Raw genomic sequence first — 13,388 nt, 5'->3', positions numbered from 1 at the left:
GATCCGTCATCACCACCTGCAGGAGAAAAGGCATGACCGAGAGACCGCGATTTTTTGACGATCTGGCGGGCCTTGCCGGCGGTGCCCTGTCTGCCGCCAGCGGCTTGCGCGATGAAATGTCCGCAATGGTCCGCACCCGGGTGGAGGAAGCCATCCGGCGCCTTGATCTTGTCAGACGTGATGAATTCGACGCGGTAATGGAACTCGCTTCGCGCGCGAGGGCCGAGGCGGACGCTTTGGCCGCTCGCGTCGCCCGCCTCGAGGAAATGGCTCATCGTTCGGAAGCCGCCGAGACATCTGTGCCATCGCTGGCAGATGGGGAGGCGGAACAGGCACTTACGCCCGATCAGGAGGGCAGCGCTCCGGACTGACGCAGGAACGCAAGCAGGCGGAGTAGCGGGAGGCCGAGTATCGTAAAAAAATCGCCGTCGATACGCTCGAAAAGTTGAATGCCGAGCCCCTCAAGCCTGTAGGCACCAACCGAGTGCAGGATTTGATCGCTTTCGGATTCGACGTAGGCTGCGATGAATTTATCGGACAGGGGGCGCATTTTCAGCTCGGGAGCTTCGGAATGCTCCCAGCGGCATGCGCCCGCCACCGCGCAGACGACAGCGGTTTCCAGCCGATGCACCCGGGCTGACAATTTCCGTAAGTGTTCTGCGGCGGCTGGCAAGTCAGCTGGTTTGTCAAACCAGCGACCCTCGCAATCCAGTATCTGATCGGCACCAATCACCAGCGCGTCGGGGTGTCGGGCCGATACGGCCAGTGCCTTTTCCCGTGCCAGCGCCATGGCTGCGGCGGTGGAAGACTGGCCTGCCTCCCGGAAGGACAGCTTGATCGGCGCTTCGTCGACGCCGGATGCAACTGCATTCGGCGTCACACCGGCCGATCGCAGCATCGATTGCCGCGTGGCCGATGTGCTGGCGAGAATGATATCCACTCAAAACCCTTCTAGAACGATCTTGCCGCGCGTTGTGCCGCTTTCGATCGCAGCATGTGCCCGCCGAAGGTTGGCGGCCGTGATCGGCCCGTAATTTTCCGTCATCGTCGTGCGAAGAACCTCCTGATCGACAAGGCGGCTCACCGACTGGAGGATGTGGTGTTGCTCGATCATCTGCGCCGTCTGGTGAAGTGAACGGGCAAACATGTATTCGGTATGCACCGATGCTGATTTGTTGAATATCTCGTGCATGTCGAGCGGGCCGGTCGACTCGATCAGCCCGATCCGCCCTTCGGGGGCCAGCACATGGCATAGTTCGCGCCAGTGCTTCTCCACGTGATTGGTGCAGAAAATGTAGCTCGGCGCGCTGGCTTCGACCATCTCGAGCTGGGCCGCCACGGGATGATGGTGGTCGATGACGTGGTGAGCGCCGAGTGAGGAGCACCAGTTGATCGTTTCGGGTCTTGAGGCTGTCGCAACCACGACGAGACCGGTGAGCTGGCGCGCTAGCTGGATCGCCATTGAGCCGACGCCTCCGGCGCCACCGACGATCAGCAGCGTATCGTGATGGACACGATCTCTCGGAATGGAGAAGCGGTCGAACAGCATTTCCCACGCGGTCAATGTGGTCAGCGGCAGCGCCGCGGCCTCGGCAAAGCTGAGGGAGCGGGGTTTGCGGGCAACAAGGCGCTCATCGACCGCCTGGAACTGCGCGTTGGAGCCCTGGCGATCGACCGAGCCCGCATAAAAGACCTCATCGCCGATTCCAAACCGCGTCACACCGGGGCCTACGGCCCGAACGATGCCCGAGGCGTCAAAGCCGAGTATCCGGGGTTCGCCGAGTGGCTCGTTGCGGCGCCTGATCTTGGTGTCGACCGGATTGACCGATACGGCGCGGATCTCGACCAGGACATCATGGGCACGCAGCACGGGATCCGGAGCCTCGATATCGATCAGCGCGTCGTCCGCCGTGATCGGCAGAGAATGCGTAAAGGCGACTGCTTTCATGGATTGGCCTTGTTCATTGGGTTTGAGATGTGTGGCGATCAGGAAATCCGCAGGAGTCCGGGCCCTTCGCGACGCAGCCAGCTTGTCGCCTCTGCGCGGTATGGTGTCAGAGTCTCCACCAGCGTCCAGAAATCCGGCCCATGACTCATATGACGCAAATGAGCCGTTTCGTGTGCGACAACATAATCCTGAACGAAGCGTGGCGCCATTATGAGACGCCATGAGAACATCATCGTTCCATCGGCGGTGCAACTACCCCATCGGGTGTGGGTGTCCTTTATGCGGACCGCAGCGGGGCGCGCACGGAATTGCGCCGCCATGTGCCGTGCCATTGCCGAGAATTCACGAAAGGCGAGATCGCGCAACATGTCGCGAACGCGGCGGGCCAGGAAATCCGGATGGCCGGAAACCCGGATCACTGGGGTCTCGATCGCCGCTCCGCCGCGGGTTCCGCGATCGTGGACGATCCTGTGCGGTTGACCGAAGACCGGAATTTCATTTCCATCCGCGATCACGAGGGCCGGCGGCAGGGAGGCGAGGCGTTCGGCAACCCACGATTCATGCCCGCGAAGCAGCGCCAACCCGGCCTGGCGGGATCCGCACGGCGGCAATGTGATGACAATCCGGCCTGCTTGCGGATCGATCCGCAATGCAACGCGCCTCGCCCGATTGTTTTTCCGCCAGACAATCGTGGCCTGCAGGCCGCCTACGATGACAGGTTCAGCGTCTTCCATCGGTGCGATGCTGAACGGCATGTGTGGCATCAGAAGATCCTATTCGTCGCGATCACCGGCGCGCGGCCAGAGAACCGGCCACTCAACGATATGATCCTCCAGATTTTCAACGGTTCGCTCAGTTCGCACCCGTCCGGCAACCGATGCCCCAGCCCGGCGCGTGCTGTCCGGATCGCCCGTGCGCAATGGATGCCAATCCGGGAGATCGCGCCCCTCAGCAACCAGGCGGTACGCGCATGAGGGAGGAAGCCAGTCGATCGCGTCGACGAGTTCGGGTGTCAAGGCTGTGCAGTCGGGAACCTTGTGCAGGCGATTTTTATAGTCGAGACACCGCCCGGTCGTCCGGTCGAGCTGGTGACAGGAGACATCCGTGAAGGCGAGTTCGTTGGTCTCTTCGTCCCTCAGCTTATGCAGGCAGCATCGGCCGCAACCATCGCAGAGGGATTCCCATTCCGATTGGGTCATCTCTCCAAGGCGCTTGCGACGCCAGAACGGTTCAACACCGGATTGCGACATGCGATCAGTCTAGCCCGGACGCAGAGGGCAGAAAAGAACCAGAATACCCGCTTGGTTTCCTGGCCCGGCAATCAGGCAACGCGCAGCCCCAGGATGACCTGCGATGATGTCATCCCATCAAAGGATCTATCCTGCCCTTGTTGGGCTTCAGCCACCGTATCTGGAGAGCATCGCCCGCAGCGGGTTGGCGCCTGCATTATTAACCGCCATGTTCACGACGATCTGACGCGGAGCGACGGTCTGCCCGTAATATTGTTGATCGAGCGCCTCATCGTTCGAGAAAACGGAGCCTGAGAGGGAAATCCCGCCGTAAAGCCCGCGCGCCTTGGTAAATGTGACGATGTCAGCGCCAAGCGCCGTTCCGGTTGAACCGCCGATCCCAGCCCCGATCGTGGCCACCGAGACGCCAGCGTCGGCTCCCATCTTGAACTGGCTGCTGAGAAAGGCGTTCAGCGCGGTGTTGTTCATCAGCAGCATGATGACCTCGGCATCCTGCGCGCCGATCTGAAGGCCGAAGCTGCCGCTCCCCATCGTGTAGAAGGCGGGATCGGACCATGAACCGCCGGCCGCGCGTGAAACCAGAACGCAGCTTCCACCTTCGCCGCCGATGAAGAAGCCTGCCTTGAAGATGCGCGGACAGACCACGACCGCCTTGGCATTTCGCAGCATCTGGGTGGCCTGGCCGGCGGATGGGGTTCCCGATCCGAGCATTGTCTCGACCGTGAGGGTCGACCGGTCGACGAGTTCCTGGGCGGCGTTCGGCGAGCCGGCACCCGAGGCGCATGATGCAAGGGGAATTGTGACCGACAGTGCGGTAACCCCGGCATAGAGCGTCTTTCGCGCCTGGCGCCATGCCGTGGTCTTGCGTTGCGTCATTGCTCGTCTCCGCTCTGGACAGGTGTTGATCGGATGTGGCCCGGATCGGGCTGACGTTCAAATGGAAATTTGTTCATTGACCGTGACGACCCTCCAGGCGCGATCGTGGCGCTCAAGCCGGGTCACCGACAGATTTTCGACGGCGAGGCTTAAGGCCTGATGGGCTGTCAGATCCAGCGCATGCGCCACCGCTGCACGGATGGCACCACCATGAGACACCGCGACAACATGTTCCCCTTCATGATCGGTGCTCAACCGCTCAAGGCCCGCGCCCACCCGTTGGCGCAGCTGGGCAAAACTCTCCCCATCCGGCGGCTGTTCATCGCCGCCAACCGGCCAGAACGGATGCCGCGCGCCTCGTTCTGCGAATTTATCCATCCGCATGCCCTGCCATGTTCCGAAATCCTGCTCGATGAGGGTTTCCTCCACGCGAGGCGCGATGGGCCCATATCCGGCGTTCATGATGGCCTCCGCGGTCAGGCTTGTGCGCGATAGCGGCGTGACGAACCATTGCGCCGGGCGGGGCAGGGACTGGGCGAGAGCCGCATAGCGGGGTGCATCCTGAGCGCGGCGCAACTCACAGATCGGGACATCCATCTGGCCATAGAGCAATGCGAGCGCTTGGGGTGTCACGGTCGCATGCCGTATCAGCCAGAATGTCGTCGGTGTCATGTTGGATTCCGTGGATTGCGGGAGGGGGAGTGAACGATCATTCGCCGATCGTGACCAGAGCGCCGCTGCGGCGGGCTGCCCTGAACTGCAATGCGAATATCAAACCGGCGCAGCCCATCCAGAACAGGTTCAGCCCGGCAGCAATCGCAAGCTGGCCGATATCCGTCTTGTGGTGATACAGCGCGGTGCGCATGCCGGCGAAGATATGTGCGGCCGGCAGGGCTTCGGCAACCGGGCGCAGCCATGGCGGCAGAACCGAGACCGGATAAAACACGCAGGCGACCGGGGTAAGCCCGAAAGCGAGCGTCCAGGCGAGCGCCTCAGCCGATGCCCCATAGCGGAACAGGAGGGAAATCACGCAGAGCGCAAGCCACCATCCCATCAGGAAAAGATTGGCGACAAACAGGATCAAAGCGGGGCCGAACGTGAAGATATTGAATTCGTAGAGAAAGAAAGCGATCCCGGCGGCCGGCGTGAGACCCGCGACCGTGCGCAGGACCGAGACGCCAAGCAGTGCCAGCACCATTTCGCGCGGCCGCAGGGGGCTGACAAAGACATGGCCGAGATTGCGTGACCAGATTTCTTCCAGGAATGAAATGGTAACACCCATCTGGGCGCGGAGGGCGACTTCCCAGAGCAGCACGCCGCCGATCAGCGCGCCGGCGGTGCGGATCGCCAGATCGGCATGGCCCTTCATGACGAACTGAGCCGTGAACCCCCAGATCAGCAATTCCAGGGTGGGCCAGTAGGCGAGTTCGAGAACCCGTGGCCAGGACCGCCGGTAAAGGCAGAGATGGCGATAGATCAGACCCCATATCCGGCGAAGGGCGGCGATCACGGCGGCAGCGTCTCCGGATTGCGCGCGATGGCGAGAAAGACCTGTTCCAGATCGTCGCGGCCGTAGCGCGTGATCAGGTCGCCCGGCGTGCCGCGGTCGACGATCCGCCCGCCTTTCATCATGAGGACCTGGGAGCAGAGTCGTTCGACCTCGGCCATGTTGTGCGACGCGAGCAGAATGGCTGCCCCGGTTTCGTCGCGATATCGCTCGAGGACGCCGCGCACGTAATCAGCTGTATCTGGATCGAGACTGGCGGTCGGTTCATCGAGCAGGAGCAGGGATGGTCGGTTGATCAGAGACTTTGCCAACGCTACTCGGGTTTTTTGCCCCGCTGAAAGGGCTCCCGCCTTGCGCGAGAGGAGTCCCTCGAGGTCAAAATCCCGCGCCAGTTCGCGAATCCGGTTCTCAAGCCGAGGCACGTTGTAGAGGTGGCCGTAGACGCGGAGATTTTCACTGACGGTCAGCCGCATCGGCAGGGCGACATAGGGTGAGGAATAGTTCATCCGGGCGAGTGCTGCGAACCGGTCTCGCGCCATATCGTGTCCGAGCACCTCGATCGAGCCGGCGTCAGGCGCCAGGATACCGAGAAGCATGGAAATCGTGGTCGTCTTGCCGGCGCCATTTCCTCCCAGCAAGCCGCAAGTCGTCCCGGCGGGCAGGCGGAAGCTGACACTGTCGACGGCGCGGACAGTGCCAAAACGCTTGGTCAGATTTTCGACAATCACTGCGTCCATGGGGAGCGGCGCGATACCGGTTTCAGCTTTCCATCGCCAGTTCGCGCTTCAACACGAACAAACCCTGCTCGCCGAACAGATTGGCCAGCAGCGGAAAGCGGCGCCACGGCGCACGCCGCCCGGCCTCGTCGGCCGCCAGCCATTGTTCGACCTGATAGCGGTCCTTCGCACAGAGGTCGAAGAAGTCGCGGATCGTGCAGGGATGGATGTTGGGTGTCTCGTACCACATCCGGTTCCACGTCGTGGTCATCGGCATGCGGCCTGTCGAGAATAACTGCCAGCGCAGGCTCCAGTGACCGAAATTCGGAAAGCTGACGATCGCCCTGGTGCCGACGCGCAGCATCTGGCGCAGCACTTCGCGCGGCTGTTCGACAGCCTGGAGCGTGCGCGACAGAACGACATAATCGAATGTGTTGTCGGGGTAATGGATAAGGTCGGTATCCGCGTCTCCCTGCATCACCGGCAGGCCATGCGCGACGGCGCGGGTGACTTCGGCCATGTCGATCTCGATGCCGCGGGCATCGCATCGCCGGGTGCGGGCCAGAAGGTCGATCAACGCCCCATCGCCGCAGCCGATATCAAGCACGCGGGAGCCCGGGGGGATCATCCCTGCGATCAATTCAAGATCGACACGCAGGTTTTTGGCAACGAACCGCACCGGTGTTGCCTGGCTCATTGCAGCCCCGCCGCTTCCGCCGCGCCGGAGATGAAGCCGGCAACCGTGCGGTGGAAATCCGGCTCATCGAGCAGGAAGGCATCATGTCCCTTGTCGCTCAGGATTTCGACAAAACTGACATTTGCGGCGACCTGGTTCAGCGCGCGGGCCATCGTTCGGCTTTCGGCGGTCGGAAACAGCCAGTCGGAACTGAACGAGACCAGCAGGAAACGCGATTTCGTGTGGCGAAAGGCCACAGCCAGCGATCCTCCATGGTCGGCAGCGAGGTCGAAATAATCCATCGCCCGCGTGATCACGATATATGAGTTCGCATCGAAGCGGCGCACAAAACTCGACCCTTGATGCTCGAGGTAGCTCTCGACGGCGAAACGCTCTCCGAACAGCGGCGAGGGGAGGGCGGTCTGGCGCTGCAGGCGCCGGCCGAATTTTCGCGTCAGCGCCGCTTCGGAAAGATAGGTGATGTGCGCGGTCATGCGGGCGACAGCGAGCCCGCGTGCGGGGATCACCCCATGTGCGCGGTAGTGACCGTCGTGAAAATCCGGGTCGGTATAGATCGCCTGCCGGCCGACCTCATGAAAGGCGATGTTCTGTGCGGAGTGGTATGGCGCTGTCGCGATCGGAACCGCAGCGAAGACCTGGTCCGGATACATCGACGCCCAGGCCAGTACCTGCATGCCGCCCATCGAGCCGCCGACAACGGCAAAAAGCCGTTCGATTCCCAGCCAGTCGATCAGCTTCTTTTGGGCTCTCACCATGTCCTGGATGGTGATGGCAGGAAAATCGACCGACCAGGCATCGTCGGTTTCATGGTTCCGCGGGCTGCGAGGGCCTGTCGAGCCCATGCAGCCGCCCAGAACATTCGCGCAGACCACGAAAAACCGTCGTGTATCGATTGGCTTGCCCGGCCCCACCAGCGCGTTCCACCAGCCAGGCTTGCCGGTCAGCGGGTGTTGCTCCGCCACATACTGGTCGCCCGTCAGGGCATGACAGATCAGAACCGCGTTGTTTTTTTCTGCATTGAGTGTGCCATATGTCCGGTATGCGACTTCGAGCCGCTGGAGCGTCACGCCGCAATCCAGAGCAAGGCCATCGGGAAACGATACCTTCTGATGGGGAATATCGGGAAAGGGTGAGTGGTCCATGGCTCGCAGGATATGCGCTCAACCCAAGCATGCGGCAAGGATGGGGCTTGCCGTGTGGCGAACCTCCTGTATCAGTTAAAGTCGAATTCAGCTTATTGGAATGCCATGTCTGAAATGCCGCCTGCATCACCTCCTCAGGACACCGCCCCGGAGGCGCTGTCCCGGCTTCGCGCCGAAATCGACTCCCTCGACGACCGTATCCACGACATGCTGATGCAGCGCGCGGAAATCATCGAGCGTGTGCGTTCGCAAGGCGGGAAGCGCGGTGTGATGATCCGGCCTGGCCGCGAGGCCGCGATTCTGCGCCGCCTGCTCGCCCGCCACGAGGGAGGGCTGCCGCCGCATACGATCACAAGGATCTGGCGGGAACTCTTTTCCGGCGCCCTGATGATCGAGGGTGGGCTTGTCATTGCCGTTGCGGATGGCGGTCAGGCTGATTTGCTTGCCCTGGCCCGTGAACATTTCGGACCGCTGACGTCCATGCGCCGGCATCGCACGCCCTCGCAGGCACTCACAGACATCACGAGTGAAATTGCCCATGCGGCCGTCTTGCCCATCCCATCCGATGAGGATGACGATCAGGCGGCATGGTGGGTCGGCCTGATGCATGGCGGCCTCCCGCGGCTGTCGATCGTCGCGAAGTTGCCGTTCTGGGCGAAGCGCGGTGAAGGGGTGCCTCAGTCGGAAGCCTATGTCGTGTCGTCGTTCGTTCCGGATGCGAGCGGCGAAGACAGGAGCCTGATCGGGATCGAGATTGTTCCCGATACCAGCACTGCACGGATCCTCGGGATCCTGCGCGACGCAGGGTTCGATGTCGGTTCGTTGCTGATCCGCCGGATTGCGAGGCGGGAGGCGGCTTATGCGCTGGCGGACGTTGATGGCTATATTCCGCGCGAGGACCCGCGGCTTGGCGCTATTTCGACGTTCCCTGCACCGCCGGTCGTGCTTGGTGCCTATGCCAGCCCAATCGGCGCATCGGGCATGATGCGATGACCGGATCGCCTGCGGCTCGGCCCGCCGTATTCTCCGTGCCGCCCTATGTCGGCGGTGAATCCCATCTGAACGGAGTAAGCCGGGTCATCAAGCTGTCGTCGAATGAGGGGGCCTTTGGCCCTCCTCCCGGTGCTATTGCCGCGTTGCAGACCGTTGCGTCGAAGATTCACAGATATCCCGATGGCGGCGCCGTCGAACTGCGCAACGCGATTGGCCGGCATTTTGATCTCGATCCGGCCAGGATTGTTTGCGGCAACGGGTCCGATGACCTGATTTCCCTGCTCATCCAGTCCTATGGCGGGCCGGGCACCGAACTGGTCATGAGCCGCCATGGGTTTCTGATCTACGAGATCGCTGCGCGGCTCGCGGGCATGGAGGTGCGCAAGGCTGCGGAGCGCGACCTGACCGCCGATATCGATGCCATGCTCGCCGAAGTGACACCGGCCACCCGGCTTGTATTCCTGGCCAACCCCAACAACCCCACCGGCACGCTCGTGCCGTCTGCCGAGATCGTGCGGCTGCGGCGTCAGTTGCCATCGCATGTCCTGCTGGTGCTGGATGCGGCCTATGCGGAATATGTCGAAGACGGTGACTACGATCCAGGCGTCGGCCTGGTCGATGCGAGTGAAAACACGGTGATGACCCGGACATTTTCCAAGATCTTCGGTCTGGGTGGCCTGAGGCTCGGATGGGCGTATGCAGCGCCGGCGATCATCGACGTGCTCAACCGGACGAGGATGCCTTTCAACGTGAGCGGACCTGCCGCGGCAGCGGGGATTGCGGCGCTGGCCGAGCAGGGGTGGGTGCAACGCAGCCGGAGCCACAATACCCGGGCGCGGGCCGAACTCTCGGCCCGTATCCAGCGAGCAGGGTTCCATGTCTGGCCGAGCAGCGCGAATTTCCTGCTTGCCGATATGGAAACAACGGATCGCGCCGCCGCCGCGGACCTGCATCTGCGCAACCGCGGCATCATCGTCCGGCGGGTGGCAGCTTACGGGTTGCCGCAATGCCTCAGAATCACGATCGGGACCGATGATGAGTGCGCCGCTGCGGCTGATGCGCTCGACGAGTTTGGCCGACAGCATGCCTGAGCCACTGTTCAACCGGCTTGTGCTGCTCGGCTTCGGGCTCATCGGGTCATCGATTGCACGGATTGCCCGCGAACGCGGGGATCTTGCCCGGACCGTCGTGGCCAATGCCCGCACGCAGGCAACCCTCGATCGGGTAGCCGAACTCGGCATCGCCGATGAATGCGAGATCGATCCGGCACGCGCCGTGCAGGGGGCCGACTGCGTGATCTTTTGCGCGCCGGTCGGTGCCTATGCCGCCTTGGCGGAGATCGTGGGGCCCCATATCGCGCCGGGCGCAATTGTCAGCGATGTCGGCTCGACCAAGCAGTCGGTCATCCGTGACATCGGTCCGCATCTACCGGATGGGGTTCACTTCGTGCCGGCGCATCCGATGGCGGGAACCGAATTTTCCGGCCCCGATGCCGGCTTCGCGGATCTTTTCAAGGGACGCTGGTGCCTCCTGACGCCCGTAACCGGGACTGACCAGGACGCCGTTGCCCGCATGAGGCTGTTTTGGGAGCGCGCCGGCGCGATGGTGAGCGTGATGGACGCAGCCCATCACGATCGTGTCGTGGCCATCGTAAGCCATCTGCCCCACCTGATCGCGTTTACGATTTGCGGGACAGCGGATGATCTGGCGGACGAGACGAGGAAGGAAGTCCTGCAGTTTGCGGCCTCCGGTTTCCGGGATTTCACGCGTATTGCGGCATCCGACCCCACGATGTGGCGGGACGTCTTCCTGAACAACCGGGAAGCTCTGCTGGAAATGCTCGCGCGATTCACCGAAGACGCGCAGGCTATGGCGCGGGCTGTTCGTTGGGGCGACGCGGCCTACATCGAAGACAAGGTTTTACGTGGCCGGAAGATCCGGCAAGCCCTGATCGACATCAATCAGGCCTGATTTCGCTGACCGAAGCCTGCAGCGTTTGCCACGCCATGCCGGCTTCGCTATCAGGCGCAGCACCCCAAAGACATTGCAGGATAACATGGCGCCTCATCAGCCGCGGCAGAAACGCGGACGCATCATCGATGGCTGGATCATACTGGACAAGCCGCAAGGGATCACCAGCGCTCACGCTGTGGCTCGCATCAAACGGGCATTGCAGGCAGCCAAAGTCGGTCATGGCGGTACACTCGATCCGCTGGCGACGGGGGTGTTGCCAATAGCCCTTGGGCGGGCAACGAAGATGGTGCCCTACGTCATGGACGGCTCCAAGCGCTATCGCTTCACCCTTTGTTTCGGTGAGGCCCGTGACACCGACGATGCCGATGGGGCCGTTGTCGCGACATCGGCCATACGTCCGGAAACATCTGCAATCGAGGGGGTTCTGGGGAGGTTCCGGGGCAATATCATGCAGGTGCCGCCCGCTTTCTCGGCCATCAAGATTGGTGGTGAACGGGCGTATGACCTAGCCCGCGCCGGGTTGGCTCCTGAATTGCCGCCTCGCCCGGCACAGGTGTCGCGGTTTGAACTGGTTGACCGGCCTGATGCAGATCATGCCATCTTCGAGGTCGAATCGGGGAAAGGCGTCTACATGCGATCGCTCGCGCGCGATGTGGCGCTGGCGGTGAACACGGTCGGCCACATAGCTGCGCTGCGTCGACTTTCCGTTGGTCCGTTCGAGGAGGCGGCGGCGATTCCGCTGGACAAGATTACCGATTCCGGCGATAGCCCCGGTGCTGATTCGAGTTTCCTGCTTCCCGTCGGGACCGCGCTGGACGACATCCCGGCTCTGGCCCTGACCGAAACGGAAGCTGCTGCCCTTGGAAATGGCCAGGCGTTGAGCCTTGTTCAGTTCATGGGGCGGATTCATCCGTCATGTGATCCCAATGGTGGGTTGGCACGGCTGATGACGAGCGGCCGTTTTGTGGCTCTGGGCCGGCTGGGTGACGGCCTGCTCAAGCCTGAACGCGTGCTTTAACTTTAAAAACAGGAGTATATCCGATGTCGATTACACCGGATCGCCGGCAGGAACTGATTGGCGAATACGCGAAACAGCCCAGCGACACGGGCAGCCCGGAAGTGCAGGTTGCGCTTCTGACCGAACGGATTGTCAATCTCACCGAGCATCTGAAGACGCATGCGAAGGATTTCCACTCGCGCCGCGGCCTCCTCATGCTCGTCGGTCGCCGGCGCCGCCTTCTGGACTATGTCAAGCGTCAGGATGTGAAGCGTTACGAAGCCCTGATCGGTCGTCTCGGCCTGCGTCGCTGAGCTGAATTCCCTCCAAACGCCAAATCGTTACACCGATCTCATCCTCCGCCCGCCGATTATGCTTGATCGGCGGGCGCGAATGGCCAAAATAAGGCTGATGGTGGCATTCCGCCGCCTGACGAGGAGTGGCAAGCAATCATGGCTATGGGTCCTGACATGCGTTCCTATCGCAGCGCATCGGTTGCGGCAGGTACAGGCGTTCTGGACGAAGGCCTGCGGGCATACATGCTGCGGGTCTATAATTGGATGGCGTCTGGCCTTCTGCTGACGGCGATCGTCTCCTACGCAATCGCCAATACCGGCCTTATCAACGCCTTTTACCCCCTTGTGGCGGCGCCTGGCGGCGCGATGATACGTCAGCCGGGAATATTGGCTTATATCAGCATTTTCGCGCCGCTCGGGTTCATGCTCGTGATGTCGTTCGGTGTGAACAAACTCAGCACGACGCAGGCTCAGGCACTGTTCTGGGCGTTCTGCGCTGTGATGGGGGCGAGCCTAACCAATATCTTCCTTGTCTATACCGGCCAGTCTATTCTGACGACATTCTTTGTCACGGCCGTTACCTTTGGCAGCATGAGCCTTTACGGCTACACGACGCGGAATGACCTTACCAAATTCGGCAGTTTCCTGGTGATGGGTGTCATTGGACTGCTGGTTGCCATGATCGTAAATATTTTTCTGCACTCCCCTGTGGTGCAATTCGCGATCAGTGCGATTGGCGTTCTGATTTTCACTGGCCTCGCCGCTTACGATACGCAAAGAATCAAAGCGGATTATCTCCAATATGGATCCCGCTTCGGCGACGATGTAGCAGCGAAGCGAAGTGTATATGATGCGCTTCAGTTATATTTGAATTTCATTAACCTGTTCCTGTTTCTCCTGCAGTTCATGGGTAACCGTAAAAACTGAGTTCTGTGTCCATAAAAAAACAGGCTCTGGAAATATCCAGAGCCTGTTTCTGTTGGCGCACTATT

17 protein-coding genes are annotated in these 13,388 nt (G+C 61.6%); 7 read left to right on the top strand and 10 right to left on the bottom strand.

Annotated elements, in window-relative coordinates:
- Window positions 1–32: 32 nt before the first annotated feature.
- A complete protein-coding gene (locus HUW10_RS06085; protein ID WP_174502687.1) occupies window positions 33–371 on the top strand; it encodes an accessory factor UbiK family protein in 339 nt (112 codons plus the stop codon).
- Here HUW10_RS06085 and HUW10_RS06080 read toward each other — a convergent pair.
- The 10 genes from HUW10_RS06080 to HUW10_RS06035 all read right to left on the bottom strand — a co-directional run bounded on the left by HUW10_RS06080 (window position 347) and on the right by HUW10_RS06035 (window position 8,136).
- Window positions 347–940: a nucleoside triphosphate pyrophosphatase gene (locus HUW10_RS06080; protein WP_174502686.1), complete on the bottom strand. Its 594-nt coding sequence runs from the start codon at window positions 938–940 to the stop codon at window positions 347–349. The two genes, HUW10_RS06085 and HUW10_RS06080, sit on opposite strands and share 25 nt — an antisense overlap.
- Window positions 941–1,948 carry a zinc-binding alcohol dehydrogenase family protein gene (locus tag HUW10_RS06075; protein ID WP_174502685.1) on the bottom strand — a complete coding sequence of 336 codons (1,008 nt, stop codon included), beginning with the start codon at window positions 1,946–1,948 and terminating at the stop codon, window positions 941–943.
- 38 nt (window positions 1,949–1,986) lie between these two features.
- The gene (locus tag HUW10_RS06070) at window positions 1,987–2,712 is read right to left on the bottom strand and encodes a M48 family metallopeptidase (protein WP_174502684.1); all 726 of its coding nucleotides are present in this window, start codon (window positions 2,710–2,712) and stop codon (window positions 1,987–1,989) included.
- Window positions 2,713–2,721: 9 nt separating this feature from the next.
- A complete protein-coding gene (locus HUW10_RS06065; protein ID WP_174502683.1) occupies window positions 2,722–3,198 on the bottom strand; it encodes a YcgN family cysteine cluster protein in 477 nt (158 codons plus the stop codon).
- A gap of 147 nt (window positions 3,199–3,345) precedes the next feature.
- The gene (locus HUW10_RS06060; protein ID WP_174502682.1) at window positions 3,346–4,074 is read right to left on the bottom strand and encodes a lipid-binding SYLF domain-containing protein; all 729 of its coding nucleotides are present in this window, start codon (window positions 4,072–4,074) and stop codon (window positions 3,346–3,348) included.
- A 57-nt stretch (window positions 4,075–4,131) separates the two neighbouring features.
- Window positions 4,132–4,746: a histidine phosphatase family protein gene (locus HUW10_RS06055; protein ID WP_174502681.1), complete on the bottom strand. Its 615-nt coding sequence runs from the start codon at window positions 4,744–4,746 to the stop codon at window positions 4,132–4,134.
- 37 nt (window positions 4,747–4,783) lie between these two features.
- Complete coding sequence (locus tag HUW10_RS06050; RefSeq protein ID WP_174502680.1) at window positions 4,784–5,584, bottom strand: ABC transporter permease; 801 nt, start codon at window positions 5,582–5,584, stop codon at window positions 4,784–4,786.
- Complete coding sequence (locus HUW10_RS06045) at window positions 5,581–6,318, bottom strand: ABC transporter ATP-binding protein (protein ID WP_174502679.1); 738 nt, start codon at window positions 6,316–6,318, stop codon at window positions 5,581–5,583. The genes HUW10_RS06050 and HUW10_RS06045 overlap by 4 nt, the downstream gene beginning before the upstream one ends.
- 22 nt (window positions 6,319–6,340) lie before the next feature.
- Window positions 6,341–6,994: a methionine biosynthesis protein MetW gene (gene metW / locus HUW10_RS06040; protein WP_174502678.1), complete on the bottom strand. Its 654-nt coding sequence runs from the start codon at window positions 6,992–6,994 to the stop codon at window positions 6,341–6,343.
- Window positions 6,991–8,136: a homoserine O-acetyltransferase gene (locus tag HUW10_RS06035; protein ID WP_174502677.1), complete on the bottom strand. Its 1,146-nt coding sequence runs from the start codon at window positions 8,134–8,136 to the stop codon at window positions 6,991–6,993. The genes metW and HUW10_RS06035 overlap by 4 nt, the downstream gene beginning before the upstream one ends.
- Before the next feature lie 54 nt (window positions 8,137–8,190).
- Here HUW10_RS06035 and HUW10_RS06030 point away from each other — a divergent pair, with 54 nt between their 5' ends.
- The 6 genes from HUW10_RS06030 to HUW10_RS06005 all read left to right on the top strand — a co-directional run bounded on the left by HUW10_RS06030 (window position 8,191) and on the right by HUW10_RS06005 (window position 13,323).
- The gene (locus HUW10_RS06030) at window positions 8,191–9,129 is read left to right on the top strand and encodes a chorismate mutase (protein ID WP_236656247.1); all 939 of its coding nucleotides are present in this window, start codon (window positions 8,191–8,193) and stop codon (window positions 9,127–9,129) included.
- Window positions 9,126–10,220 (top strand): histidinol-phosphate transaminase, encoded by a 1,095-nt coding sequence (gene hisC / locus HUW10_RS06025; RefSeq protein WP_174502676.1) that lies wholly within the window; start codon window positions 9,126–9,128, stop codon window positions 10,218–10,220. The genes HUW10_RS06030 and hisC overlap by 4 nt, the downstream gene beginning before the upstream one ends.
- Window positions 10,213–11,100 (top strand): prephenate/arogenate dehydrogenase family protein, encoded by an 888-nt coding sequence (locus HUW10_RS06020; protein WP_174504766.1) that lies wholly within the window; start codon window positions 10,213–10,215, stop codon window positions 11,098–11,100. Before hisC ends, HUW10_RS06020 begins: the two co-directional genes overlap by 8 nt.
- A gap of 85 nt (window positions 11,101–11,185) precedes the next feature.
- Window positions 11,186–12,121, top strand: coding sequence for a tRNA pseudouridine(55) synthase TruB (truB, locus tag HUW10_RS06015; RefSeq protein ID WP_174502675.1), 936 nt, complete (start codon window positions 11,186–11,188; stop codon window positions 12,119–12,121).
- A 23-nt stretch (window positions 12,122–12,144) separates the two neighbouring features.
- Complete coding sequence (gene rpsO, locus HUW10_RS06010) at window positions 12,145–12,414, top strand: 30S ribosomal protein S15 (RefSeq protein WP_174502674.1); 270 nt, start codon at window positions 12,145–12,147, stop codon at window positions 12,412–12,414.
- 138 nt (window positions 12,415–12,552) lie between these two features.
- A complete protein-coding gene (locus HUW10_RS06005) occupies window positions 12,553–13,323 on the top strand; it encodes a Bax inhibitor-1/YccA family protein (RefSeq protein WP_174502673.1) in 771 nt (256 codons plus the stop codon).
- Window positions 13,324–13,388 lie beyond the last annotated feature (65 nt).

This window comes from Acidiphilium sp. C61, assembly GCF_905116885.1.
GTDB lineage: Bacteria > Pseudomonadota > Alphaproteobacteria > Acetobacterales > Acetobacteraceae > Acidiphilium.
The sequence above is the reverse complement of the archived record's forward strand: the minus strand, read 5'-3'. Positions and strand labels throughout refer to the sequence as shown.

Coding starts and splice junctions, on each gene's coding strand:
- HUW10_RS06085 (WP_174502687.1), top strand. CDS start 33: ATGACCGAGAGACCGCGATTTTTTGACGATCTGGCGGGCCTTGCCGGC.
- HUW10_RS06075 (WP_174502685.1), bottom strand. CDS start 1,948: ATGAAAGCAGTCGCCTTTACGCATTCTCTGCCGATCACGGCGGACGAC.
- HUW10_RS06070 (WP_174502684.1), bottom strand. CDS start 2,712: ATGCCACACATGCCGTTCAGCATCGCACCGATGGAAGACGCTGAACCT.
- HUW10_RS06065 (WP_174502683.1), bottom strand. CDS start 3,198: ATGTCGCAATCCGGTGTTGAACCGTTCTGGCGTCGCAAGCGCCTTGGA.
- HUW10_RS06060 (WP_174502682.1), bottom strand. CDS start 4,074: ATGACGCAACGCAAGACCACGGCATGGCGCCAGGCGCGAAAGACGCTC.
- HUW10_RS06055 (WP_174502681.1), bottom strand. CDS start 4,746: ATGACACCGACGACATTCTGGCTGATACGGCATGCGACCGTGACACCC.
- HUW10_RS06045 (WP_174502679.1), bottom strand. CDS start 6,318: ATGGACGCAGTGATTGTCGAAAATCTGACCAAGCGTTTTGGCACTGTC.
- metW (WP_174502678.1), bottom strand. CDS start 6,994: ATGAGCCAGGCAACACCGGTGCGGTTCGTTGCCAAAAACCTGCGTGTC.
- HUW10_RS06035 (WP_174502677.1), bottom strand. CDS start 8,136: ATGGACCACTCACCCTTTCCCGATATTCCCCATCAGAAGGTATCGTTT.
- hisC (WP_174502676.1), top strand. CDS start 9,126: ATGACCGGATCGCCTGCGGCTCGGCCCGCCGTATTCTCCGTGCCGCCC.
- HUW10_RS06020 (WP_174504766.1), top strand. CDS start 10,213: ATGCCTGAGCCACTGTTCAACCGGCTTGTGCTGCTCGGCTTCGGGCTC.
- truB (WP_174502675.1), top strand. CDS start 11,186: ATGGCGCCTCATCAGCCGCGGCAGAAACGCGGACGCATCATCGATGGC.
- rpsO (WP_174502674.1), top strand. CDS start 12,145: ATGTCGATTACACCGGATCGCCGGCAGGAACTGATTGGCGAATACGCG.
- HUW10_RS06005 (WP_174502673.1), top strand. CDS start 12,553: ATGGCTATGGGTCCTGACATGCGTTCCTATCGCAGCGCATCGGTTGCG.